Annotated in this window: 3 protein-coding genes; all 3 read left to right on the plus strand. The window is 73.9% G+C overall.

The genetic code is table 11. The annotated features are described in order from the left end of the window. Positions 1 to 5,199, plus strand: a 5,199-nt coding sequence (locus AC0699_RS36395) for a type I polyketide synthase (RefSeq protein WP_478669483.1), incomplete at its 5' end; no start/stop codon positions are given. A 101-nt stretch (positions 5,200 to 5,300) separates the two neighbouring features. After that, positions 5,301 to 15,752 (plus strand): type I polyketide synthase, encoded by a 10,452-nt coding sequence (locus tag AC0699_RS36400; protein WP_478669486.1) that lies wholly within the window; start codon positions 5,301 to 5,303, stop codon positions 15,750 to 15,752. A gap of 24 nt (positions 15,753 to 15,776) precedes the next feature. Next, a partial coding sequence (locus tag AC0699_RS36405; RefSeq protein ID WP_478669488.1) for a type I polyketide synthase occupies positions 15,777 to 26,704 on the plus strand: 10,928 nt, incomplete at its 3' end.

Here is a 26,704-nt window from a genome sequence, read left to right on the forward strand (position 1 = left end):
GCGCAGGTCGCGGCGGTCCTGGGACACGACGGCGCCGAAGCCGTTGGCGCCGAACGTGCTTTCAAGGAGCTGGGGTTCGACTCGCTGACTGCGGTCGAGCTGCGCAACCGGCTCGGTGCCGCGACCGGTGTGACCCTGCCGGCCACCCTCATCTTCGACTACCCCACGGCCTCCGCTCTGACGGCCTTCCTGCGCGACGAATTGATCGGCACGCGGGCCGAGATCGCCGTGGCCGGTCCGGTGGTCGTGGCGGCAAAGGCCGTGGAGGACGACCCGATCGCGATCGTGGCGATGAGCTGCCGCTTCCCTGGGGGCGTGCGTACTCCCGAGGATCTGTGGGAGTTGCTCGCGTCCGGTGGGGATGCGATCGGTGAGTTCCCGGTCGATCGTGGCTGGGACCTGGACCGGCTCTACAGCCCGGATCCGGATCAGCAGGGCACGTTCTACGCCCGTGAGGGTGGCTTCCTCTACGACGTCGCCGACTTCGACGCCGATTTCTTCGGCATCTCGCCGCGTGAGGCCCTGGCCATGGACCCGCAGCAGCGGCTGCTGCTGGAGACCACGTGGGAGGCGTTCGAGCGGGCGGGTATCGACCCGGCCGCCATGCGCGGCAGCCAGGCCGGCGTCTTCGTCGGCACCAACGGCCAGGACTACGGAGCGATGCTCCAAGCAGTTCCGGACGGCATCGAGGGCTTCCTCGGAACCGGCAACGCCGCGAGCGTCGTCTCCGGTCGCCTCTCCTACGCCTTCGGCCTTGAGGGCCCGGCCGTTACCGTCGACACCGCGTGCTCGGCTTCGCTGGTCGCCTTGCACTGGGCCGTTCAGGCCCTTCGTAACGGTGAGTGCAGCATGGCGCTGGCCGGTGGTGTGACCGTCATGTCCTCGCCGGGTGCGTACATCGACTTCAGCCGCCAGCGTGGTCTGGCCGCCGACGGCCGGATCAAGGCCTTCGCCGCCGACGCGGACGGCACAGGCTGGGGCGAGGGCGTCGGCATGCTGCTCGTCGAGCGGCTCTCCGACGCCCGACGTAACGGCCACCCGGTCCTGGCCGTGGTCCGTGGTTCGGCGATCAACCAGGACGGCGCGAGCAACGGCCTGACCGCTCCCAACGGCCCCTCGCAGCAGCGCGTCATCCGCGCCGCCCTGGCCGGTGCCGGGCTGTCGCCCACGGACGTGGACGCCGTCGAAGCGCACGGCACGGGCACGCGACTGGGCGACCCGATCGAGGCACAGGCCCTGCTGGCCACCTACGGCCGGGAGCGGCCGGCCGACCAGCCGCTGCTGCTCGGCTCGATCAAGTCGAACATCGGGCACACGCAGGCCGCGGCTGGTGTCGCGGGCGTGATCAAGATGGTGCTGGCCATGCAGCACGGGGTACTTCCGCAGACCCTGCACGTCGAAGAGCCCACCCCGCATGTCGACTGGACCGTAGGTGACATCGCCCTGCTGACCGCGTCGCGGGAGTGGCCGGAGACCGGGCGTCCGCGCCGGGCCGGTATCTCCTCGTTCGGTTTCAGTGGCACCAACGCGCACACGATCATCGAACAGGCCCCGGAAGCGGAGGCTGCCGGCGACGAGGCCGAGCCTGTCGCGCTGCCGCAGGGGCGTCCCGGCGTCCTGCCGTGGCTGCTGTCGGCGAAGAACGAGACGGCGCTGCGCGCCCAGGCCGAGCGCCTGGCGGCGTGGATCGCGTCCGACGAGCAGCTCGAACCCGCCGACGTCGCCTACTCCCTCGCCACGTCCAGGTCGTCGCTCGAACGCCGAGCCGTAGTCGTCGCGCAGGAGCGCGAGGACTTCCTGGCGGCTCTGAAGGCCCTCACGGCCGGCGAGCAGCCGGTAGGCGCGGTTCGCGGGACGGCTTCCGGCGGCGGGGGCCTGGCATTCCTCTTCACGGGGCAGGGCAGCCAGCGGCTCGGGGTGGGGCGTGAGCTGTACGACGCCTACCCGGTGTTCGCGGACGCGCTGGACGCGATCTGCGCCCGCATGGATGCGCACCTGGAACTGCCCCTGAGGGACGTGCTGTTCGGGTCCGATGACGCGGTCCTGGACCGGACGGAGTACACGCAGCCGGCGCTGTTCGCGGTCGAGGTGGCGCTGTTCCGGCTGGTCGAGTCGTGGGGTGTGCGGCCGGACTTCCTGTCCGGTCACTCCATCGGTGAGATCACCGCCGCGCACGTCAGCGGAGTGTTCTCCCTGGAGGACGCCTGCACCCTGGTGGCCGCGCGCGGCCGGCTGATGCAGTCCCTCCCGGCCGGCGGGGTCATGATCGCCGTCCAGGCCTCGGAGGACGAGGTCCGGCCACTGCTCACCGACCGCGTGAGCATCGCCGCGATCAACGGCCCGCAGTCCGTCGTGATCGCCGGTGACGAGGATGTGGCGGTCGTGATTGCCGAGTCCTTCGAGACCCAGGGTCGCAAGACCAAGCGTCTGACGGTCAGCCACGCGTTCCACTCCCCGCACATGGACGGGATGCTGGACGACTTCCGCCAGATCGTGGCGGGCCTGTCCTTCGCGGCCCCGACCATCCCGGTCGTGTCCAACCTGACCGGCGCCCTGGTCACCGACGGCGAGATGTCCTCGGCCGACTTCTGGGTCCGGCACGTCCGGGAGGCCGTCCGCTTCCTCGACGGCGTCCGCGCCCTGGAGGCCGCAGGCGTGACGACCTACGTCGAACTCGGTCCGGACGGAGTGCTGTCCGCGCTCGCGCAGGACTGCGTAACGGAAGACGCCACCTTCGTGCCCGTACTCCGCAAGGGCCGCGCCGAAGCCGAGGCCGTCACCACCGCGCTCGCCCAGGCCCACGTCCACGGCGTCACCGTCGACTGGACGGCGTACCTCGCCGGCACCGGCACCGGCGCGCGCCGCGTCGACCTGCCCACCTACGCCTTCCAGCGCAAGCGGTACTGGCTGGAGGAGGCTGCCCGCCCGGTGGCCGCGGAGTCCGGCGTCGCGGCCGGCGGTGCGGCGGACGCGGCGTTCTGGGAGGCCGTCGACAACGCCGACCTCGCCGCGCTCACCGCCACCCTGGAGATCGACGCGGACCAGCCGCTGAGCTCCCTGCTGCCGGCGCTGTCCGCCTGGCGGCGGCAGCGCGCGGAGCGGTCGGTCGTCGACGCCTGGCGGTACGGGGTCACCTGGAAGCCGCTGGGCGACCCGGACTCCGCCGCTCGCCCCGCCGGCACCTGGCTGGTCGTGACCGCCGCGGCCTCGGCGACCTCCCCGGTCCCCGCGATCGCGGACGCCCTCCGGGCGCAGGGTGTGGACGTGCGGGAGGTGGCACTGGACCCGGTCGCGACCGACCGGGCCCTGGTGGCCGACCGGCTGCGTACGGCCCTCGCCGGGAGCCCGGCCGACGGCGTGGTGTCCTTGCTGGCGTTCGCCGATGCCCCGCACCCGACTCACCCCGCGGCGCCGGCCGGACTGCTGCTGACCGGAGCGCTGGTTCAGGCCCTCGGTGACGCGGAGGTCGACGCACCGCTGTGGTGTGTGACCTCCGGCGCGGTGGCGACCGGCCCCGCCGACCGGGTGCGCAGCGCCGCGCAGGCGCAGATATGGGGCTTCGGCCGCGTGGTCGCCCTGGAGCACCCCGAGCGCTGGGGCGGTCTGGTGGACCTGCCCGGCACCGCGGACGGACGGGCGCTCGACCGGCTGCTCGCCGTACTCGGAAGCGACGCGGACGGGCAGGCCGGCAGGACCGCGGACGGGCAGGCCGGCAGGTACGCCTACGAGGACCAGATCGCCGTACGCTCCGCCGGAGTCCTCGCCCGCCGCATCGAGCACGCACCCGCCCCGGCCGCCGCCACCGGCGACGGCGGAGCGACGGACCGGACCCCGTGGCGCCCGCGCGGCACCGTCCTGGTCACCGGCGGCACGGGCGCGCTCGGCGCGCACGTCGCCCGCTGGCTCGCCGCGCAAGGCGCCGAGCACCTGGTGCTCGCCGGTCGGCGCGGGCCGCAGGCGCCCGGGGGCGAAGCCCTGGTCGCGGAGCTCGCCGAGCTCGGCGTCAGCGCCGAGGCCGTCGCGTGCGACGTGACCGACCGCCAGTCCGTCACCGAGCTGCTCGCCACCCTCGGCGCCACCCTGGATGGCACTACCCGTCCCGGCCTCACTGCCGTCTTCCACACGGCCGGCGTCGGCCAGCTCACGCCGCTCGCCGAGACCGGACCGGACGAGGTCGCCGCGGTGCTCGCCGCCAAGGTCGAGGGCGCCGAACTGCTCGACGAACTGCTCGGCGACACGGAGTTGGACGCCTTCGTCCTCTTCTCCTCCATCGCCGGCGTCTGGGGCAGCGGCGGCCAGGCCGCCTACGCGGCGGCCAACGCCCACCTCGACGCACTGGCGCAGCGGCGTCGCGACCGCGGCCTGACGGCCACGGCCGTCGCCTGGGGTCCGTGGGCCGAGGGCGGGCTGGTCGCCGACGACGAGGCCGCCGATCAACTGCGGCGCCGCGGTCTGCCGGTGATGGCCCCCGAACGGTCCATCGCCGCACTGCAGCAGGCGCTGGACGCGGGCGACACGACCGTCACGGTCGCGGAAGTCGACTGGGACCTGTTCGTCCCCGCCTACACCGCCTCCCGGCCGCGCCCGCTGATCGCCGACCTCCCCGAGGTGCGTCGCTTGCTCGACGCGGAGCAGCAGGTCGGCGGGGACGAGCACGGAGCCGGCGAAGCGGACCGGCTGGTGGCCGAGTTGCGGGGCATGAGCGCCGAAGAGGCCGAACGGACCCTGCTCGGCCTGGTGCGTACGCACGTCGCGGCGGTCCTCGGGCACGACGGGGCCGGCACGATCGAGGCGGGCCGTGCCTTCAAGGAGCTGGGCTTCGACTCGCTCACCGCGGTCGAACTGCGCACCCGCCTCGGCTCGGCCACCGGGCTGCGGCTGCCCGCCGCCCTCGTGTTCGACCACCCCACGCCCGCCGCACTGGCCGCGCACATCCGCGCGGAACTCCTGGGCGAGGACACCGCGCCCGCGCTGCCGGCGCTCGCGGAGATCGACAAGCTGGAGTTCGTGCTCTCGTCGGTCCCCGAGGACGACGCCGCCGAACGCGCCCGCGTCACGGCCCGGCTCGAAGCGCTCCTGGCGAACTGGAACGGGACGGAACGCGCCGCGCACGCCCAGGAGGACGAGGAAACATCCATCGAATCGGCGTCCGCCGAGGACCTCTTCGACATCATCAACAACGAATTCGGAAAATCCTGACTTGATGCCCGATCCGATGCCCGATCCGATGATCGACTCGATTCCCCATCCCCAGTCGAATTCCGCATGCAACCCGCATTTCTCCAGGAGGTGACGTTCCAGTGGCCGGCGCGAACGAAGAAAAGCTTCTCGAAAACCTGAAGTGGATGACCACGGAGCTCCGGCGGACCCGCCGCCGCCTCCAGGAGGTCGAGCAGGACGCCCACGAGCCCATCGCCATCGTCGCGATGAGCTGCCGTTTCCCCGACGGGGTGCGGTCACCCGAGGATCTGTGGCGACTGGTCGCCCAGGCCGGTGACGGAATCAGCGGATTCCCCGAGGACCGCGGCTGGGACATCGCCTCCCTCGCCGACCCCGATCCCGACCAAAAGGGAACCTTCTACAACACCGGTGGCGGATTCCTCGCCGACGCCACGCTCTTCGACCCCGGATTCTTCGGCATATCGCCGCGCGAGGCCCTGGCGATGGACCCGCAGCAGCGCCAGATCCTGGAAACCTCGTGGGAGGTGTTCGAGCGGGCCGGTATCGACCCCGCCTCCGTGCGCGGCAGCCGTACCGGCGTCTACATCGGCGCGGGCGCGATGGGGTACGGGGCCGACCTGAGGGAGGTTCCGGAGGGTCTCGAAGGGCTGCTCCTGACCGGTGGCGCGACCAGCGTGCTGTCGGGCCGGGTCAGTTACGTGCTCGGGCTGGAGGGCCCGGCCGCCACCATCGACACGGCCTGCTCCTCGTCGCTGGTCGCGCTGCACCTGGCCACCCAGGCACTGCGCCAGCGAGAGTGCTCGCTCGCCCTGGTCGGCGGCGTGTGCGTGATGCCCACCCCCGACGTATTCGTCGAGTTCAGCCGCCAGCGCGGCCTCTCCGCCGACGGCCGTTGCAAATCCTTCGCCGCGGCGGCCGACGGCACCGGCTGGTCCGAGGGCGTCGGTGTCCTCCTCGTGGAGCGACTGTCGGACGCCCGCCGCAACGGGCACCCGGTCCTGGCCGTCGTACGCGGCTCCGCCGTCAACCAGGACGGCGCCAGCAACGGCCTGACCGCCCCCAACGGCCCCTCCCAGCAGCGCGTCATCCGCCAGGCCCTGGAGAACGCACGACTCTCCGCCGCCGAGGTGGACGCGGTCGAGGCGCACGGCACGGGTACCCGGCTCGGCGACCCGATCGAGGCGCAGGCGCTCCTCGCCACCTACGGCCAGGACCGGCCGGCCGACCGGCCGCTCCGCCTCGGCTCCCTGAAGTCCAACATCGGGCACACCCAGGCGGCCGCCGGTGTCGCCGGCATCATCAAGATGGTCATGGCGATCCGCCACGGCGTCCTCCCGCAGACCCTGCATATCGACGAGCCCACCCCCGACGTGGACTGGTCGGGCGGAGCGGTCTCGCTGCTCACCGAGGCCATGGCCTGGCCCGGGACCGGGGCCCCGCGCCGCGCGGCCGTCTCCGCCTTCGGTGTGAGCGGCACCAACGCGCACACCATCATCGAGCAGGCGCCGGAGGAACAGACCCCGGAGGAAGAGGCCCCGGAGGGAGAGGACCCCAAGGATGCGGCCCCGGACCCGGCCGGCGCCCGGCCCCCCGTGCTGCCGTGGACGCTGTCGGGTCGGAGCGCCGCCGCGCTGCGCGCCCAGGCCGCCCGGCTGATCGCCGCCCGCGCCGGGCAGGCCGCCGGCGGCTCCTCGGCGCTCCACCTCGGCTACTCGCTCGCCACCACCCGCGGCGCCCTGGAACACCGCGCGGTGCTCGTCGGCCGCACGGACGATGAACTCGACACCGCCCTTGCCGTGCTCGCCGTCGGCGGGGACGCCGCCGGACTGGTCACGGACACCGCCGTCGAGGGCAGGACCGCGTTCCTGTTCACCGGTCAGGGCAGCCAGCGGCCGGGCATGGGCCGCGAACTTTACGAGACCTACCCGGTGTTCGCGCACGCGCTGGACGCGATCTGCGCCCGCATGGACGTACGCCTTGCACTGCCGCTGAAGGACGTCCTGTTCGGGGCGAACGCGGGTCTGCTGGACGAGACGCGCTTCACGCAGCCGGCGCTGTTCGCGATCGAAGTCGCGCTGTTCCGGCTGATGGAGAGCTGGGGCCTGCGGCCGGACGTGGTGGCCGGGCACTCGATCGGGGAGATCGCCGCCGCGCATGTGGCGGGCGTCCTCTCGCTGGACGACGCCTGCACGCTGGTCGCCGCGCGGGCCCGGCTGATGTGGGAACTGCCCGCAGGCGGCGCCATGTTCGCCGTCGAGGCGTCGGAGGACGAGGTCCTGCCCCTGCTGACGACCACGAACCGGGACCGGGTGGGCATCGCCGCGATCAACGGCCCGCGGTCGGTGGTCGTCGCCGGTGACGAGGACGCGACGGTCGCGGTCGCCCAGGCCTTCGAGGCCCAGGGCCGCAAGACCAAGCGGCTCGCCGTCAGCCACGCCTTCCACTCCCCGCACATGGACGGCATGCTCGCCGACTTCCGCAAGGTCGCCGAGGGCCTGGTCTACGAGGCCCCGAGCATCCCGGTCGTGTCGAACCTGACCGGCGCCCTGGTCACCGACGGCGAGATGGGCTCCGCGGACTTCTGGGTGCGGCACGTCCGGGAGGCGGTCCGCTTCCTCGACGGCGTCCGCGCCCTGGACGCGACCGACGTGACCACGTACGTCGAACTCGGCCCCGACGGAACCCTGTCCGCCCTCGCCCAGGAGTGCGTCACCGGCGACGAGGCCGCCTTTGTCCCCGTGCTGCGCGGCGGCCGGCCCGAGCCCGAGACGGCCCTCGCCGCCCTCGGCCGCGCCCACGCGCACGGTGCGGCCGTCGACTGGACGACCTTCTTCGCCGGCACCGGCGCCCGCCGCGTCGACCTGCCCACCTACGCCTTCCAGCACGAGCGCTACTGGCTGGAGCCGGGCGCCGGCACGGCCGGTGACGTCGGCATGGCCGGACTCGACCCGGCCGCGCACCCACTGCTCGGCGCGGCCGTCACCCTGGCCGACTCCGACCGCGTCCTGTGCACCGGCCGGCTCTCGCCGCGCACCCAGCCCTGGCTCGCCGAGCACACCGTCGCCGGTACGGCGGTGCTGCCGGGCGCCGCGTTCGTCGAACTCGCCGTACGTGCCGGCGACCAGGCCGGCTGCGGACACGTCCAGGAGCTGGTCCTGGACGCGCCGCTCGCGCTGCCCGCCGAGACCGGCGTACGGGTCCAGGTGCTCGTGGACACCCCCGACGAGCACGGCCGCCGTGCCTTCACGGTGTCGGCCCGACCGGAGGGCGAGGCCGGGGAGCACGCCGGGTGGACGTGCCACGCCCACGGTGTCCTCGCGCCCGCCGCCGCCTCAACGACGGTGTCAGCTGCCTCGCTCGACCTCGCGCAGTGGCCGCCGACCGGGGCGGAAGCCATCGACATCAGCCACCTCTACGCTGCGGAGGGCGGCCCCGCGCGCGGGCCGGTGTTCCGGGCCGTGGAGGCGGTCTGGCGGCGGGACGACGAGTACTTCGCGCAGGTGCGCCTGCCCGAAGGCGGGCCGCAGGCAGCCGAGTTCGGGCTGCACCCGGCGCTGCTGGACGCCGCCGCGCACGCGGGCGTGGCGTTCGGCGGCCTCGGCGCGGGTGCCGGGCCGGGCAGTGTCTGGTCCGACGTGGTCCTGCACGCCGTGGGCGCCGGTGCGCTGCGCGTACGCGTGCGGCCGCTCGGCGACGGGGCGTTCGCCTTGGACCTCGCCGACGACCTCGGGGGCCCCGTGGCCACGGTCGGCCGACTGGCCCCGCAGCCGTTCACGGCCGAGATCGCGGGCGTCGCGGACCCGGTTCCGGCCGTCGTGCGCGAGGCGCTGTTCCAGCTGGACTGGACGCCGCTGCCCGTCACCGGAACGCCGACCGAGCCGACCGAGGACGTCGGCGGGTGGGTGGTGCTCGGCGACACCGAGCTCGGCGGCCCGGCCACCCGTTACGCCGACCTCGAGGAGCTGGGCGCGGCGGTCGACGCGGGCGCATCCGTCCCCGCGTACGTCCTCGCCCCCTTCCTCCCGCAGCCCGCCGGCGCCGGGCCGGACGCCCTGAGCCGGGGGGCCGACCGAGCCCTCACTCTGGTCCAGGCCTGGCCGGCCGACGACCGGTTCGAGGCCTCCCGCCTGGTCGTGGTGACCAGCGGCGCGGTCGCCGGTCCCGGCGAAGGCGCCGAGGATCTGCCGCATGCCGCCGTCCGGGGTCTGCTGCGTTCGGCGGAGACCGAGAACCCCGGGCGCTTCGTCCTCGCCGACATCCGCGAGCCGGCGGACCTGGCCGGCCCGGCCGAGTCGGCCGCTCTCGCCGCGGCCCTCGCCACCGGCGAGCCGGAGCTGTTGCTCCGCGACGGAGCCGTGTACGTGCCGCGGCTGCGCCGCACCCGTACGGCGGGCTCCACCGGCGACCCCGCCACCGCCCCTGTCATCGACCCGAGCGGCACCGCCCTGATCACCGGCGGCTCCGGCACGCTCGCCGGGACCGTCGCCCGCCACCTGGCCACCGTCCACGGCGTACGCCACCTGCTGCTGCTCAGCCGCCGGGGCGCCGCCGCGCCCGGAGCCGCCGAACGCACCGCCGAACTGGCCGCTTTGGGCGCCGAGGTCACCTGGGCCGCGTGCGACGCCGCCGACCGCGACGCCCTCGCGGCCGTCCTGTCCACCATCCCCGCCGAGCACCCCCTCACCACCGTGATCCACACGGCCGGCGTCCTCGACGACGGCGTGGTCGGCTCCCTCACCCCCGAACGCGCGGACACGGTCCTGCGGCCGAAGGCCGTCGCCGCCCTCCACCTGCACGAGCTGACCCGCGACCTGCCGGTCACGGCGTTCGTCCTCTACTCCGCCATCGCCGGCACCCTCGGCAGCGCCGGCCAGGCCAACTATGCCTGCGCCAACGCCTACTTGGACGCACTCGCCGAGCACCGCCGGCACCAGGGCCTGCCGGCCACCGCGCTCGCCTGGGGCCTGTGGGCCGAGGCCGGCGGGATGATCGACGGACTCGACGAGACCCAGCTGCGCCGCATGGAGCAGCACGGCATGGGCGCCCTCTCCGCCGCCGACGGCATGGCCCTGTTCGACGCGGCCCTGGCCTCCGGCCGGCCCGTCCTCGTCCCCGCCCGCCTGAACCTGGCCGCCTTGCGTGACTCCGCCGGACCCGGCCCAGTCGCCCCCGTGTTCCGTGAGCTCCTGGCTTCGGAGGGACGCCGTACCGCGCGCACCCGCACCGACGCGGGCACCCCGCTGGCCGAACGGCTGGCCGGCCTCGCCCGCCCCGAGCAGGGCCGCGTTCTGCTGGAACTCGTAAGGGCGCAGGTCGCCTCCGTACTGGGCCACGCCTCGGCCGAACAGATCGAACCCGCCAAGGCGTTCAAGGACCTCGGCTTCGACTCGCTCACCGCCGTCGAGCTGCGCAACCGTCTCGGCGCGGCCACCGGCCTGCGCCTGGCCACTACCCTCGTCTTCGACCACCCCTCGCCCACCGCGCTCGCGCGACAGCTGCTCGCCGAACTGGTCGGGGAGGACGAGCCGGGCACGCAGCCGGCCGCTACCGTTGCCACTGTCGGTTCTGCCGATGACGACCCCGTCGCCATCGTCGCCATGAGCTGCCGCTACCCCGGCGGCGTCCGCAGCCCCGAGGAGCTGTGGCGGCTCGTCGAGACCGGCGGCGACGCGATCGCCGGACTCCCCGGCAACCGCGGCTGGGACACGGCCGAGTTGTACGAGGCCGAGGCCGGCCACGGCCGGGCCTTCGAGGGCGGATTCCTCTACGAGGCCGACTCCTTCGACGCCGACTTCTTCGGCATCTCGCCGCGCGAGGCCCTGGCCATGGACCCGCAGCAGCGGCTCCTGCTGGAGACCGCCTGGGAGGCGATCGAGCGGGCGGGCATCGACCCGTCGTCGCTGCGCGGCAGCCAGGCCGGCGTCTTCGTCGGAGCCTCCTACACCGGCTACGACGCCCAGTTGGAGCGGTCCGCCGACGTGGATGGCGTACTCGGCCATGTGATGACCGGCAACGCGGGCAGCGTCATGTCCGGCCGCGTCTCCTACGCCCTGGGCCTGGAGGGCCCGGCCGTCACCGTCGACACCGCCTGCTCCTCCTCGCTGGTCGCCCTGCACTGGGCGATCCAGGCCCTGCGGGCCGGCGAGTGCGGCCTCGCGCTCGCGGGCGGCGTCACGGTGATGTCCACGCCGGGGACGTTCAGCGAGTTCAGCCACCAGGGCGGGCTCGCGGCGGACGGCCGCTGCAAGGCGTTCGCGGCGGGTGCGGACGGTACTGGGTGGGGTGAGGGTGTCGGCATGCTGTTGGTTGAGCGGTTGTCGGATGCTCGGCGTAATGGTCACCCGGTGTTGGCTGTGGTGCGGGGTTCGGCGGTCAATCAGGATGGTGCGAGTAATGGTCTGACGGCGCCGAACGGGCCTTCGCAGCAGCGGGTGATTCGTGCCGCGCTGGCGAGTGCCGGGCTGTCGGCCACGGAGGTGGATGCGGTCGAGGCCCATGGCACGGGTACGCGGCTGGGTGATCCGATCGAGGCGCAGGCGCTGCTGGCGACGTACGGTCAGGAGCGGCCTGACGGTCGGCCGTTGTTGCTGGGTTCGGTCAAGTCGAACATCGGGCACACGCAGGCGGCGGCCGGTGTGGCCGGCGTGATCAAGATGGTCATGGCGATGCGGCATGGGGTGCTTCCGCAGACCCTGCATGTGGATGAGCCCACGCCGCACGTCGACTGGACCGCCGGCGACATCGAGCTGCTGACCGCGCAGCAGGCATGGCCCGAGACCGGGCGCCTGCGTCGGGCCGGCGTCTCCTCGTTCGGCATCAGCGGCACGAATGCCCACACGATCATCGAGCAGGCCGCGGACCAGGCCCCGGAGCAGGCGCAGGCAGCCGACAGCCCGAAGCCGGCCGCCGGGCCGGTGCCCTACGTCCTGTCGGCCAGGACTCCGGAGGCACTCCGCGCCCAGGCCGCTCGCCTGCTCCCCGTCGCCGAGGCCCTCACGGGGGCCGAGGACGGCTCGGGCCGCGTGGACCTGGCCTACTCCCTGGCCACCGGCCGCGCGGGCCTGGACCACCGCGCCGCGTTCGCCGCCGGCGACAGCGCGGGGCTGCTGCGCTCGCTCGCCGCCCTCGCGGCCGACGAGCAGGCGTCCGGGCTGATCCGCGGGACGACCTCCGGCGGTGGCTTGGCCTTCCTGTTCACGGGGCAGGGCAGCCAGCGGCTCGGGATGGGGCGTGAGCTGTACGACGCCTTCCCGGTGTTCGCGGACGCGCTGGACGAGGCGTGCGCCCACCTGGATGGGCTGCTCGAACTGCCCCTGAGGGACGTGCTGTTCGGGTCGGACGATGCGGTCCTGGACCGGACGGAGTACGCGCAGCCGGCCTTGTTCGCGGTCGAGGTGGCGCTGTTCCGGCTGGTCGAGTCGTGGGGTCTGAAGCCGGACTTCCTGTCCGGGCACTCCATCGGTGAGATCGCCGCCGCGTACGTCGCGGGCGTGTTCTCGCTGGAGGACGCGTGTGCGCTGGTGGTGGCTCGTGGCCGGCTGATGCAGGCGTTGCCGACGGGCGGCGTGATGATCGCGGTGCAGGCTTCGGAGGACGAGGTCCTGCCGCTGCTCACCGATCGCGTGAGCATTGCGGCGATCAACGGTCCGCAGTCGGTCGTCATCGCCGGTGACGATGATGCGGCGGTGGCGATCGCCGAGTCCTTCGAATCGCAGGGCCGCAAGACCAAGCGGCTCACGGTCAGCCACGCGTTCCACTCCCCGCACATGGACGGGATGCTGGCCGACTTCCGCAAGGTGGCCGAGGAGGTCACCTACGCCGCTCCGCGGATTCCGATCGTCTCCAACCTCACCGGCGCCCTGGTGTCCGAGGGCGAGATGGGCTCGGCCGAGTTCTGGGTGCGGCACGTCCGTGAGGCGGTCCGGTTCCTCGACGGTGTCCGCGCCTTGGAGGTGGCGGGTGTGACGGCGTACGTCGAGCTCGGCCCTGATGGTGTGCTGTCCGCGCTCGCGCAGGACTGTGTGACGGGGGACGCCGGCTTCGTGCCCGTGCTCCGCAAGGGCCGGCCCGAGGCCGAGACCGCGGTCACCGCGCTCGCCCAGGCCCACGTCCACGGTGTCACCGTCGACTGGGCGGTCTTCTACGCCGGCACCGGCGCCCGCCGCGTCGACCTGCCCACCTACCCCTTCCAGTCCCGCCGTTACTGGCCCGAGCCCGCCGCCACCGTGCACGGCAGTGCGGCGGCGGCGCAGGCCGGAACTGGTGCCGGCAGCGAGGTGGACGCCCGGTTCTGGGAGGTCGTGGAGACGGCCGATCCGACCGCGCTCGCTGACGAGTTCGACATCGACGGCGGCCGGCCGTTCAGCGACGTCCTGCCCGCCCTCTCCGCCTGGCGGCAGGACCGGCAGGCGCAAGCGCAGGCCGACTCGCTCCTCTACCGCGTCACTTGGCAGCCGTGGTCGGGCCAGGACCGGGGAACCGCCGCCGGTACATGGCTGGTCGTCGTACCGGCCCCGCAGGCGGAGGACCCGTGGGTCCGCGCGCTGACCGACCGGATCAGCGGCGGCGGGACCCGGACCCTGCTTCTCCCGCTCGACGTCGCCGACGGCGACCCGGCGGTCCTGCGTGCCCACCTGGACGAGCGGCTGCACGAGGCGGCGGCGGACCTCGCCGGCGCCGGCGCACCGGTCAGCGGCATCCTGTCGCTCCTGGCGCTGGACGAGCGGCCGCACCCGGAGCACCCGGGCCTGCCCGTCGGACTCGCCGTGACCGCGGCCCTCGCCTCGGTGCTCACCGACCCGGACGGAGCCGAGCCCGCGCTCGCAGGCGCGCCCCTGTGGTGCGTCACCCGCGACGCCGTCGCCGCCGTCCCCGGCGACACGCTCGGCGGTGCCGCCCAGGCGCAGGTCTGGGGCCTGGGCCGGGTGATCGCCCTGGAGCACCCCGACCGCTGGGGTGGCCTCGTCGACCTGCCCGAGGTGTGCGACGAGCGCGTGCTGTCCCGCCTGCCGGCCGCGCTCACCGGCGCCGACGGCGAGGACCAGCTCGCGATCCGCGCCGCCGGCACGCTCGTACGGCGCCTCGCACGCACCACCACCGCACCGGACGCCACCGGCGCCCGCCCCGCGGCCCGGTGGACCCCGCGCGGTACCGTGCTCATCACCGGCGGCACCGGAGCCCTCGGCCGCCATGTGGCACGGCGCCTCGCCGAGCGCGGCGCGGAACGCCTCGTGCTCGTCAGCCGCAGCGGCGCCGACGCGCCCGGGGCGGGCGAGGTCCGGGCCGAACTCGAAGCGCTCGGTGCGGCCGTGACCCTCGCGGCCTGCGACGTCACCGACCGGGACGCGCTCGCGGCACTCGTCGCGGGCCTGGCGGCCGACGGCACCCCGGTACGAGCCGTGGTGCACGCCGCCGGTGTGTCCCAGCCGCCGGGAACGGGCACCGACCTGCCCGGGTTCGCCCGGGTCGTCACCGCCAAGACCGCCGGCGCCGTCCACCTCGACGCGCTGTTCGACACGCCCGACTCCCTGGACGCGTTCGTCCTGTTCTCGTCCATCGCCGGCGTCTGGGGGAGCGGCGGGCAGGGCGCGTACGCCGCCGCCAACACTTTCCTCGACGCGCTCGCCGAGCGGCGCGCGGCCCGCGGGCTCGCCGCCACGGCGGTCGCCTGGGGACCGTGGGCCGAGGGCGGCATGGCCACCGAGGGCGACGCGGAGGAACAGCTCACCCGACGCGGGCTGCCGCCCGTGGCCCCGGGGACGAACCTGCGGGCCCTGGAACGCGCCCTCACCGGCCGGGACGCGGCCGTGACCGTGGCCGATGTCGACTGGGCGCGGTTCGCGCCCGTGTTCGCGGCGGCGCGCCCCCGGCCGCTCATCGGCGACCTGCCAGAGGTGCGTGACGCCCTGCGCGGCGAGACCGGCGGCGGCGCGGCCGCCTCCGGTGCCGGCACGGCCGCCGACGCCTCCGCGGTCCTACTGGCGCGGCTCACCGAAATGCCCGCGGCGGACCGGGGCGCGGCCCTCCTCGACCTCGTACGCGAGCACGCGGCGGCGGCACTCGGCCACCCGTCCGCGGACGCCGTGGCCCCGGACCGGGCCTTCAAGGACCTGGGCTTCGACTCGCTGACCGCGGTCGAACTACGCAACCGGCTCGGAGCCGCGTGCGGACTGCGGCTCCCGTCCAGCCTCGTCTTCGACTACCCCAACCCGCAGGCCCTGACCCGCCACCTGCTGCGCACCCTCTTCCCCGAGGGCAGCGGCGCGGCGGCCGGATCGGCCCCCGCCGAACTGGACACCGACCCGCAGGACATGGAGCTGCGCCGAACCCTGGCCTCCATCCCCCTGGGCCGGATTCGTGAGGCGGGACTCCTGGACACCCTCCTGCGGCTCGCCGGCCCGGACAACCCGGCCGCCACAGAGGCCGGTTCGGACGCCGCCGACACCGCCGCCGAGTCGATCGAGTCCATCGACACGATGGACCTGCAGGACCTGCTCGACCTCGCCCTCGACGGCGGTGCCGGCTTCGACGGCGACGGCTCCACCGGCGACACCACCAACAGCAACTTCTGACGTGCCCGAAGTGCGGAGTAAGTGATGACCACCCCGAACGAAAAAGTCGTTGAAGCGCTGCGGGCCTCCCTCAAGGAAACCGAGCGGCTGCGCCGCCGTAACCAGGAGCTCACCGACGCCTCACGCGAACCCATCGCGATCGTCGGCATGAGCTGCCGCTTCCCCGGCGGGATCGGCTCGCCCGAGGACCTGTGGAAGCTCGTCGAGAGCGGGGGCGACGCCATCTCGGGCTTCCCCGCCGACCGCGGCTGGGACGTCGAGTCGCTGTACGACCCCGACCCCGGCAACCCCGGCACCACCTACACCCGCCACGGCGGATTCCTCTACGAGGCACCGGAGTTCGACCCCGCCTTCTTCGGGATCTCCCCGCGCGAGGCCCTCGCCATGGACCCGCAGCAGCGCCTGCTGCTGGAGACCACCTGGGAGGCCTTCGAACGGGCCGGTATCGACCCGACGACGCTGCGCGGCAGCCACGCCGGCGTGTTCGTCGGCGCCTCCGCCAACGCGTACGGCGCAGGCTCGGGCGAGCTGCCCGACGGCGTCGAGGGGCACCTCCTCACCGGCACCGCGTCCAGCGTCGTCTCCGGCCGGCTCGCCTACGTCTTCGGCCTGGAGGGCCCGGCCGCCACCGTCGACACGGCCTGCTCGTCCTCCTCCGTCGCCCTGCACATGGCCGTCCAGGCCCTGCGGCAGGGGGAGTGCTCGCTGGCGCTCGCCGCCGGCGTCACCGTCCTCGCCGGCCCGGAGGTGTTCGTCGAGTTCAGCCGCCAGCGCGGCCTGTCGCCCGACGGCCGCTGCAAGTCCTTCGCCGAGGCGGCGGACGGCACCGGCTGGTCCGAGGGCGTCGGCGTCCTGCTGGTGGAGCGCCTCTCCGACGCCCGCCGCAACGGGCACCGGGTGCTCGCGGTGGTCCGCGGTTCGGCCGTCAACCAGGACGGCGCGAGCAACGGCCTGACAGCCCCCAACGGCCCCGCCCAGCAACGCGTCATCCGGCAGGCCCTGGAAAGCGCCCGGCTCACCCCCGCCGACATCGACGCCGTCGAGGCGCACGGCACGGGTACCGCCCTCGGCGACCCGATCGAGGCGCAGGCGCTACTGGCCACGTACGGGCAGGACCGGCCGGCGGACCGGCCGCTGTGGCTGGGTTCGCTGAAGTCCAACCTCGGCCACACCCAGAACGTCGCCGGCATCGCAGGCATCATCAAGATGGTCATGGCGATGCGCCACGGCGTCCTGCCCAAGACCCTCCACGTCGACCAGCCGTCCTCGCACGTCGACTGGTCCGCGGGCGCGGTCTCGCTGCTCACCGAGCAGCGCGCGTGGCCGGAGACCGGGCGCCCGTACCGGGTCGGCGTCTCCGCCTTCGGCGTCAGCGGAACGAACGTACACACCATCATCGAGCAGGCACCGGAGGCCGACCGAGCCTCGGAGCCGGCCCCCGAGCCTGTTCCCGAGGCCGCGGCCGTGCCGCCGATGGTGCCGTGGTTGCTGTCGGCGAAGGGCCAGGACGCCCTGCGCGACCAGGCCGCGCGCCTGCTCGCGCACGCGGAGGAACACCCCGGGCTGAGCCCGGTCGACGTCGCGCGGTCGCTGGCCGTCGGCAGGGCGTCGTTCGAGGACCGTGCGGCGGTGGTCGCCGCGGACCGGGCGGGTCTGCTGGCCGGTCTCGCGGCGCTGGCGGACGGGGACACGGCGGCGGGAGTGGCGACGGGCTCGCCGGTCGGCGGGAAGGTCGCCTTCCTGTTCACCGGGCAGGGCAGCCAGCGCCTGGGGATGGGGCGTGAGCTGTACGACGCCTACCCGGTGTTCGCGGACGCGCTGGACGCGATCTGCGCCCGCATGGACGCGCACCTTGAACTGCCGTTGAAGGACGCGTTGTTCGGGGCGGATGCCGGCCTGCTGGACGAGACACGTTTCACGCAGCCGGCGCTGTTCGCGGTTGAGGTGGCGCTGTTCCGGCTGGTCGAGTCGTGGGGTGTGCGGCCGGACTTCCTGTCCGGTCACTCCATCGGTGAGATCGCCGCCGCGCACGTCAGCGGAGTGTTCTCCCTGGAGGACGCCTGCACTTTGGTGGCCGCGCGCGGCCGGCTGATGCAGGCGCTGCCGGCCGGTGGGGTGATGATCGCGGTGCAGGCTTCGGAGGACGAGGTCCTGGCGCTGCTGGCCGACGGGGTGAGCATTGCGGCGATCAATGGCCCGGAGTCGGTGGTCATCGCCGGTGACGAGGACGCGGCGGTGGCGATCGTCGAGTCCTTCACGGACCGTAAGACGAAGCGTCTGATGGTCAGTCACGCCTTCCACTCGCCGCACATGGACGGGATGTTGGAGGAGTTCCGCCAGGTGGTTGCGGGGCTGTCGTTCGAGGCGCCGCGTATCCCGATCGTGTCGAACCTGACCGGCGCGCTGGTCACCGAGGGCGAGATGTCCTCGGCGGAGTTCTGGGTGCGGCATGTCCGTGAGGCCGTCCGGTTCCTGGACGGGGTCCGGGCCTTGGAGGCCGCGGGCGTGGCCACGTACGTCGAGCTCGGCCCGGACGGTGTGCTGTCCGCGCTCGCGCAAGAGTGCGTGACGGAGGACGCCACCTTCGTGCCGGTGCTCCGCAAGAGCCGGCCCGAGGCGGAGACGCTGGTCACCGCGCTCGCGCGGGCTCACGTGCACGGCATTCGGGTGGACTGGCAGGGCTTCTTCGCCAGTACTGGCGCCCGGCGCGTCGACGACCTGCCCACCTACGCCTTCCAGCGGCAGCGCTACTGGATCGAGCCGGGGAGCCCGGTCGGCGACCTGAGTGCGGCCGGCCTGGACGAGGCCGCGCACCCGCTGCTCGGCGCGACGGTCGCGCTCGCCGACTCCGAGGGCTTCGTCTTCACCGGACTGCTCTCGCCGACCACCCACCCATGGCTGGCCGACCACGCCGTGATGGGCAGCATCCTGCTTCCCGGCACCGCCTTCGTCGACCTGGCGATCTGGGCCGGTGACCAGGTCGGCTGCGCCGTCGTCGAGGAGCTGACGCTCGAAGCGCCGCTCATCCTGCCCGAACTCGGTGGCGTGCAGATCCAGTTGCACGTGACGGCGCCGGACACCGATGGCTCCGGCCGGCGATCCTTCAGCCTCTCCTCCCGTCCCAAGGACAGCGCGCCCGACGAGCCGTGGACCCGGCACGCCGGCGGTGTACTGACCCCCGGCGTCGCCGTCCCGGCCCCGGCCCCGTTCGCGGCCGAGCAGTGGCCCCCGGCGGGCGCCGAGCCCCTCGCCACGGACAGCCTCTACACCGATCTCGCCGAGGTCGGCATGGGCTACGGCCCGGCGTTCCGCGGCCTCACCGCCGCCTGGCGGCACGGCGACAGCGTGTACGCCGAGGTCGCCCTGCCCGAGGAAACCGCCTCCGCGGCCGGGGACTTCGGCCTCCACCCCGCCCTGCTGGACGCCGCGCTCCACACGCTGGGCCTCGGCGTCCTGGGCGGTACCGAGGGCGAGGGCCGGCTCCCGTTCGCGTGGAGCGGCGTGACTCTGCACGCGAGCGGTGCCGACGCGCTGCGCGTGCACCTCGTCCCGACGGGCACGGGTGGCGGCGTACGCATGGAGATCGCGGCCTCGACGGGCTCGCCCGTCGCGACCGTCGACTCGCTCGTTCTGCGGGCCGTGTCCGCCGAGCAGGTCCAGGCGGCGCGTACCGCCTACCACGAGTCGGTGTTCCGTACGGAGTGGACGGCCCTGCCGGCCGCCCCCGCCCCCGCTCCGGCCACCGGCCGTTGGGCGGTCCTGGCGGACGTGGTCCCCGCCGCCCTCCGGGGCGAGGCGGGCGCCGATGCCATCGCCGTGCACGCCGATCTGGCCGAGCTGGCGGCCGCGATCGACGTAGGTGCTCCCGTTCCCGAGGTCGTGTTCGTCGGCTACGGACAGGCCGGCGCCGACAGCCCGGAGACCCCCGCGCCGGCGCTCTCCGCCGAGGCAGTGCACCAGGCCACGCACCACGCCCTCGCCCTCGCCCGTACCTGGCTGGGCGAAGAGCCCTTCACCGGCGACAGGTTCGCCGGCAGCCGTCTGGTCGTCCTGACCCAGGGCACGGTCACGGCCGGCACGGCCGAGGCAGGGCCCGCGGCGGGTACGGTCACCGACCCGGTGCACGCGGCCGTTCGGGGCCTGCTGCGCTCCGCGCAGGCCGAGCACCCCGACCGGCTGCTGCTGGTCGACACCGACGGCACCGAGGCCTCCGGACGCGCCCTGCCCGCCGCCCTCGCCGCCGCCCTGGCCGCGGGCGAGCCGCAGCTCGCCGTACGCGCCGGGACCGTGCTCGTGCCGCGCCTCACCCGCGTGGCCCGTGACGCCGACACCGAGGCCGGCACCGGCACGGGCACCGACGCCGAGCAGTCGGCCCCCGCGGCCGGCATCGCGTACCCGCCCGAGTCGACCGTGCTGATCACCGGCGCCGGCGGTCTGCTCGGCGGGCTGATCGCCCGCCGGCTCGTCGCCGATCACGGCGTACGGCACCTGCTGCTCGTCGGCCGCCGCGGTGGCGCCACCCCCGAAGCGGAGCGACTCGGCGCCGAACTCACCGCCGCCGGTGCGACGGTGACCTGGGCGGCGTGCGACGTCGCCGACCGGGACGCGCTGGCCGCCGTACTGGGGGCGATACCCGCCGAGCACCCGCTCGGCGCGGTCGTCCACACCGCCGGCGTGCTCGACGACGGCGTGATCACCTCCCTCACCCCCGAGCGGCTGTCGGTCGTACTGCGGCCCAAGGTCGACGCGGCCTGCAACCTCCACGAACTGACCCGCGACCTCGACCTCTCCGCCTTCCTCCTCTTCTCCTCCATCGGCGGCGTCTTCGGCGGCGCCGGACAGGGCAACTACGCCGCGGCCAACGTCTTCCTCGACGTCCTCGCCGAGCACCGCTGGTCCCTCGGCCTCCCCGCCACCTCCATGGCCTGGGCCCTGTGGGCGGACGGCGACGGCATGGCCGGCAGCCTGACCGACGCCGACATCAGCCGCATGACCCGCGGCGGACTGCCCCCGCTCACCTCGGCCGAGGGCCTCGACCTCTTCGACCTCGTGCACCGGATCGGCGAGACCACCCCGGTCCTGATGCGCGTCGACCTCCCCGGCCTGCGCACCCAGTCCCAGGCCGGCGCCCTCTCTCCGCTGCTGCGCGGGCTCGTACGGGTCCCCGCCCGTCGGTCGGCGGCCGGTTCGTCCGCCGCCGCGGGCGCGTCCGGGCTGCGGCAGCGGCTGGCCGGGCTCCCGGCCGCCGAGCAGGACCGCGTGCTGCTCGACCTCGTACGCAAGCAGGTCGCCACCGCGCTGGGCTACCCGGGCGCGGCCTCCGTCGAGCCGGGCCGGTCGTTCAAGGAGCTCGGCTTCGACTCACTGACCGCCGTCGAACTGCGGAACCTGCTCGGCGAGGCCACCGGCCGCCGCCTGCCCGCCACTCTCGTCTTCGACTACCCGACGGCCACCGCCCTCGCCCAGTACCTCCGCCAGGAAGTCATCGGCGATCTCGCGCAGGACGCCGGTGCCGCCGGCCTCCCGGCCGCCGCCCCGGCACGCGCCGCGGACGACGACGATCCGATCGTCGTCGTCGCGATGAGCTGCCGCTTCCCGGGCGGCATCGCGTCGCCCGAGGACCTGTGGCGGATGCTCGCCGAGGGCCGCGACGGCATCACGGCCTTCCCCGCCGACCGCGGCTGGGACCTCGACACCCTCTACAGCGACGACCCCGACCGCGAGGGCACCAGTTACGTCCGTGAGGGCGGCTTCCTGCACGAGGTGGCCGACTTCGACGCCGCCTTCTTCGGGATCTCCCCGCGCGAGGCCCTCGCCATGGACCCGCAGCAGCGCCTGCTGCTGGAGACCACCTGGGAGACCTTCGAACGTGCCGGCATCGACCCGACCGGCCTGCGCGGCAGCCGCACCGGCGTGTTCGTCGGCTCCAACGCCCAGGACTATCTCCAGCTCTGGCTGAACGACGCCGACGGCCTCGAAGGCCACCTCGGCACCGGCAACGCGGCCAGCGTCGTCTCCGGCCGCATCTCCTACACCTTCGGCCTGGAAGGCCCGGCGGTCACCCTCGACACCGCCTGCTCCTCCTCGCTGGTCACCCTGCACCTCGCCGCCCAGGCCCTGCGGCGCGGCGAGTGCACGATGGCGCTCGCGGGCGCCGTCACCGTGATGTCCACGCCCGGCGCGTTCACCGAGTTCAGCCGGCAGCGCGGCCTGGCGGCCGACGGCCGGATCAAGGCGTTCGCCGCGGGCGCCGACGGCACGATCTGGTCCGAGGGCGTCGGCCTGCTGCTCCTGGAGCGGCTCTCGGACGCCCGCCGGGGCGGCCACCCGGTCCTGGCCGTGGTCCGCGGCACCGCCGTCAACCAGGACGGCGCCTCCAACGGCCTCACCGCACCCAACGGGCCGTCCCAGCAGCGCGTCATCCGCGCGGCCCTCGCCGACGCCGGCCTGACGCCCGGGGACGTGGACGCCGTCGAGGCCCACGGCACCGGCACGCGGCTGGGCGACCCGATCGAGGCGCAGGCGCTGCTGGCGACGTACGGACAGGACCGGCCGGCCGAGCGGCCGCTGCTCCTCGGATCGGTGAAGTCCAACATCGGACACACGCAGGCCGTCGCCGGTGTCGCCGGTGTGATCAAGATGGTCATGGCCATGCAGGAGGGAGTGCTTCCACAGACCCTCCACATCGACGAGCCGACCCCCTTCGTGGACTGGTCGGCCGGTGACATCGAGCTGCTGACCGAGCGGCGGGCCTGGCCGGAGACGGGACGCCCGCGCCGCGCCGGCATCTCGTCGTTCGGCTACAGCGGCACCAACGCCCACGCCGTCATCGAGCAGGCGCCGGAGGAGACGCGGAACGCGGCGCCGCAGGCGTCGCAGCCCGCGCCGGGCAGCCTCCCGGTCGTGCCGTGGCTCATCTCCGGCCGTACGGCGGCCGCGCTGCGGGCCCAGGCGGAACGACTGCGCCCGGCCGCCGCCGACGTACTCGCAGAAGCCGGGGCCCGGGGCGCACTCGACCTCGGCCACGCCCTCGCCACGCACCGCGCCGCCCTGGAGCACCGCGCGGTGCTGATCGGCGAGCCGTCCGCCGGCGAGGCCCTCGTCGAGCGGCTGGCCGCGCTGGCCGCCGGTGAGCGGGTGCCGGGGCTGGTCCAGGGGACGGTCGCCGGCGGTGGGTCGGCGTTCCTGTTCACGGGACAGGGCAGCCAGCGGCTCGGGATGGGGCGTGAGCTGTACGACGACTACCCGGTGTTCGCGGCGGCGCTGGACGCCGTGTGCGAGCGACTGGACTCGCTGCTCGAACTGCCGCTGAAGGACGTGCTGTTCGGGTCGGACGATGCGGTCCTGGACCGGACGGAGTACACGCAGCCGGCATTGTTCGCGGTCGAGGTGGCGTTGTTCCGGCTGGTGGAGAGCTGGGGTGTGCGGCCGGACTTCGTGGCCGGGCATTCGATCGGTGAGATCGCCGCCGCGCATGTCGCGGGCGTGTTCTCGCTGGAGGACGCGTGTGCGCTGGTGGCGGCGCGCGGTCGCCTGATGCAGGCGCTGCCGGGTGATGGCGTGATGATCGCCGTCCAGGCCTCGGAGGACGAGGTCCTGCCGCTCCTCACCGATGGGGTCGGCATCGCGGCGGTCAACGGCCCGCAGTCGGTCGTGATCGCGGGTGACGAGGACGCGGCGGTCGCGATCGTGGAGTCCTTCGAGGGCCGCAAGAGCAAGCGTCTGACGGTCAGCCATGCCTTCCACTCCCCGCACATGGACGGGATGCTGGAGGAGTTCCGTGCGGTGGTGGCGAGGCTGTCGTTCGACGCCCCGCGGATCCAGATCGTGTCGAACCTCACCGGAGCGGTCGTCTCGGAGGAGATGGCTTCGGCCGAGTTCTGGGTGCGGCACGTCCGCGAGGCGGTCCGCTTCCTCGACGGTGTGCGGGCGCTGGAGGCCGCCGGGGTCACGACGTACGTCGAACTCGGCCCGGACGGTGTGCTGTCGGCGCTGGCGCAGGACTGCCTGACCGATGAGGTGGAGGCTGCCTTCGTTCCGGTGCTGCGCGCGGGGCGTGCGGAGGCGGAGTCCGTGGTCGGGGCTCTGGCGCACGCGTTCGTGCGCGGTGTGGAGGTGGACTGGTCCGCCTTCTTCGCCGGTTCGGGCGCGGGTGCGGGCACGGGCGCGGGTTCGGCGCGGATCGAGCTGCCGACGTACGCGTTCCAGCGGCAGCGGTTCTGGCCGGACACGGTCCTGTCGAGCGGCGGTGCGGTGTCGGCCGCCCTGCCGGTCGACGCGGTGGACGCGCGGTTCTGGGAGGCGGTGGAGCGCGGCGATCTGAGCTCTCTGCTGTCGGAACTGGAGGTCCAGGACGACGCCGGCGTCAGCGAGCTCATCCCGGCGCTGTCGGCCTGGCGTCGGCAGCACCAGGAGCAGTCGGAGGTGGACGGCTGGCGTTACCGGGTGTCGTGGAAGCCGCTGACCGATGGCGCCGCTGTTGTGCGGCTCTCGGGTGAGTGGCTGGTGGTGGTGCCCGCCGAGGGCGTGGACGACACGGCCGTGGTCGATGGGCTGGCCGGGCGTGGGGCTGAGGTCCGGCGGGTTGTTGTCGAGGGGGGCTCGGATCGGGCTGCTCTCGCCGGCCTGCTGGCTGATGCGGGCTCCGTGGCCGGTGTGGTGTCGCTGCTGGCGCTGGATGAGGGCGTGGGTGTGGCTGCGACGGCTGCTTTGGTGCAGGCGTTGGGCGATGCCGGGGTGGAGGCGCCGCTGTGGTGTCTGACCCGTGGTGCGGTGAGTGTGGGGCGTTCGGACCGTCTGGTTTCGGCGGTGCAGGCGCAGGTGTGGGGTCTGGGTCGGGTGGCCGCTCTGGAGGTTCCTGAGCGTTGGGGCGGTCTGGTGGACCTGCCCGAGGTGTGGGATGAGCGGGCGATGGCCCGGCTGGTTGGCGTACTGGCCGGTGGTAGCGGTGAGGACCAGGTCGCGGTGCGGTCCTCCGGGGTGTTCGGTCGGCGGCTGGTCCGTGCTGCTGCCGGGGGCGCGGGTGCGTGGGCGCCGTCCGGGACCGTGCTGGTGACCGGTGGTACGGGTGCTCTGGGGGGCAGGGTCGCGCGGTGGCTGGCGGGGGCGGGCGCGGAGCGTCTGGTGCTGACCAGTCGGCGGGGCGCGGACGCGCCGGGTGCGGCTGAGCTCGCGGCCGAGCTGTCGGGGCAGGGCGTGGACGTATCGGTGGTGGCGTGTGACGCCGCTGACCGCAACGCGCTGCGTGAGCTGCTCGCGGCCGAGGCCGCCACGCTCACGGCGGTCGTCCACACGGCCGGAATCCTGGACGACGGCGTGCTCGACGCGCTGACCCCCGACCGGTTCGAGAGTGTGCTGCGGGCCAAGGCGGTCTCCGCGCTGAACCTGCACGAGCTGACCGTAGAGCTGGGCATCGAGCTCTCCGCCTTCGTGCTGTTCTCCTCGATGAGCGGTGTGATCGGTGCTGCCGGTCAGGGTAACTATGCTGCCGCGAACGCCTATCTGGACGCTCTCGCCGAGCAGCGGCGCGCTGCCGGTCTGGCCGCGACGTCGATCGCCTGGGGTCCGTGGGCCGAGGGTGGTATGGCCGCGGATGAGGCCCTTGAGGCGCGGATGCGCCGTGGCGGCGTTCCGCCCATGAACGCCGAGCTCGCGATCACCGCGCTCCGCCAGGCCGTCGGCTCCGACGAGGCCGCGCTGACCATCGTCGACTTCGACTGGGCGAAGTTCGTGCCCGGATTCACGGCGGTGCGCGTCGGCAAACTGCTTGCCGACCTGCCCGAGGCCGAAGCCGTCACCCGCGGCTCGGAGCGCGTGGGTGACCGTGCCGAGCGTTCGGGTTCCTCCCTTGCCGCCCTCCTCCGGACCCTCGCCGAGGGTGAGCGGGAGCCGTACCTCCTCCAGCTCGTGCGTACCCAGGTCGCCGAGGTGCTGGGGCACTCCGGCGCCCAGGACATCGAGGCCGGACGGGCCTTCCGCGAGATCGGGTTCGACTCGCTCACCGCGGTCGAGCTCCGCAACCGGCTCGGTGCGGCCACCGAACTGCGCTTGCCGGCCACGCTCGTCTACGACTACCCGACGCCGAGTGCGCTCGCCGCCCACCTGCGTTCCGAAGTCCTCGGCGCACAGGTCGAGTCGATGGGTGCGTCGGCCGCGGCGATCGACGACGATCCGATCGCGATTGTCGCCATGAGCTGCCGCTTCCCCGGTGGCGTGCGGACCCCGGAAGGCCTCTGGCAGCTGCTCGCGTCCGGCACCGATGCCATCTCGGACCTTCCCCTGGACCGCGGTTGGGACCTCGAAGCCCTCTACGACGCCGACCCGAGCGCTCAGGGCACCTCGTACGCCCGCGAGGGCGGATTCCTCTACGACGTCGCCGACTTCGACGCGGACTTCTTCGGCATCTCGCCGCGTGAGGCCCTGGCCATGGACCCGCAGCAGCGGCTGCTGCTGGAGACCTCGTGGGAGGCGTTCGAGCGGGCCGGCATCGACCCGGAGACGCTGCGCGGCAGCCAGGCCGGTGTGTTCGTCGGAACCAACGGCCAGGACTACCTCTCCGTGCTCCTGGAGGAACCGGACGGTCTTGAGGGGCACTTGGGTACCGGCAACGCCGCCAGTGTCGTGTCCGGCCGCCTGTCGTACGTGTTCGGGCTCGAAGGCCCGGCCGTCACGGTCGACACGGCCTGCTCTTCGTCGCTGGTCGCCCTGCACTGGGCGGTCCAGGCGCTCCGCAACGGCGAGTGCTCGCTGGCGCTGGCCGGCGGTGTCACCGTGATGTCCACGCCCGGCACGTTCATCGAGTTCAGCCGTCAGCGCGGTCTGGCCGCCGACGGCCGGATCAAGGCGTTCGCGGCTGCCGCCGACGGTACTGGGTGGGGTGAGGGTGTCGGCATGCTGCTCGTGGAGCGGCTGTCCGATGCCCGTCGCAACGGTCACCCGGTGCTGGCCGTGGT

It is taken from the genome of Streptomyces sp. NPDC043870 (assembly GCF_056435785.1).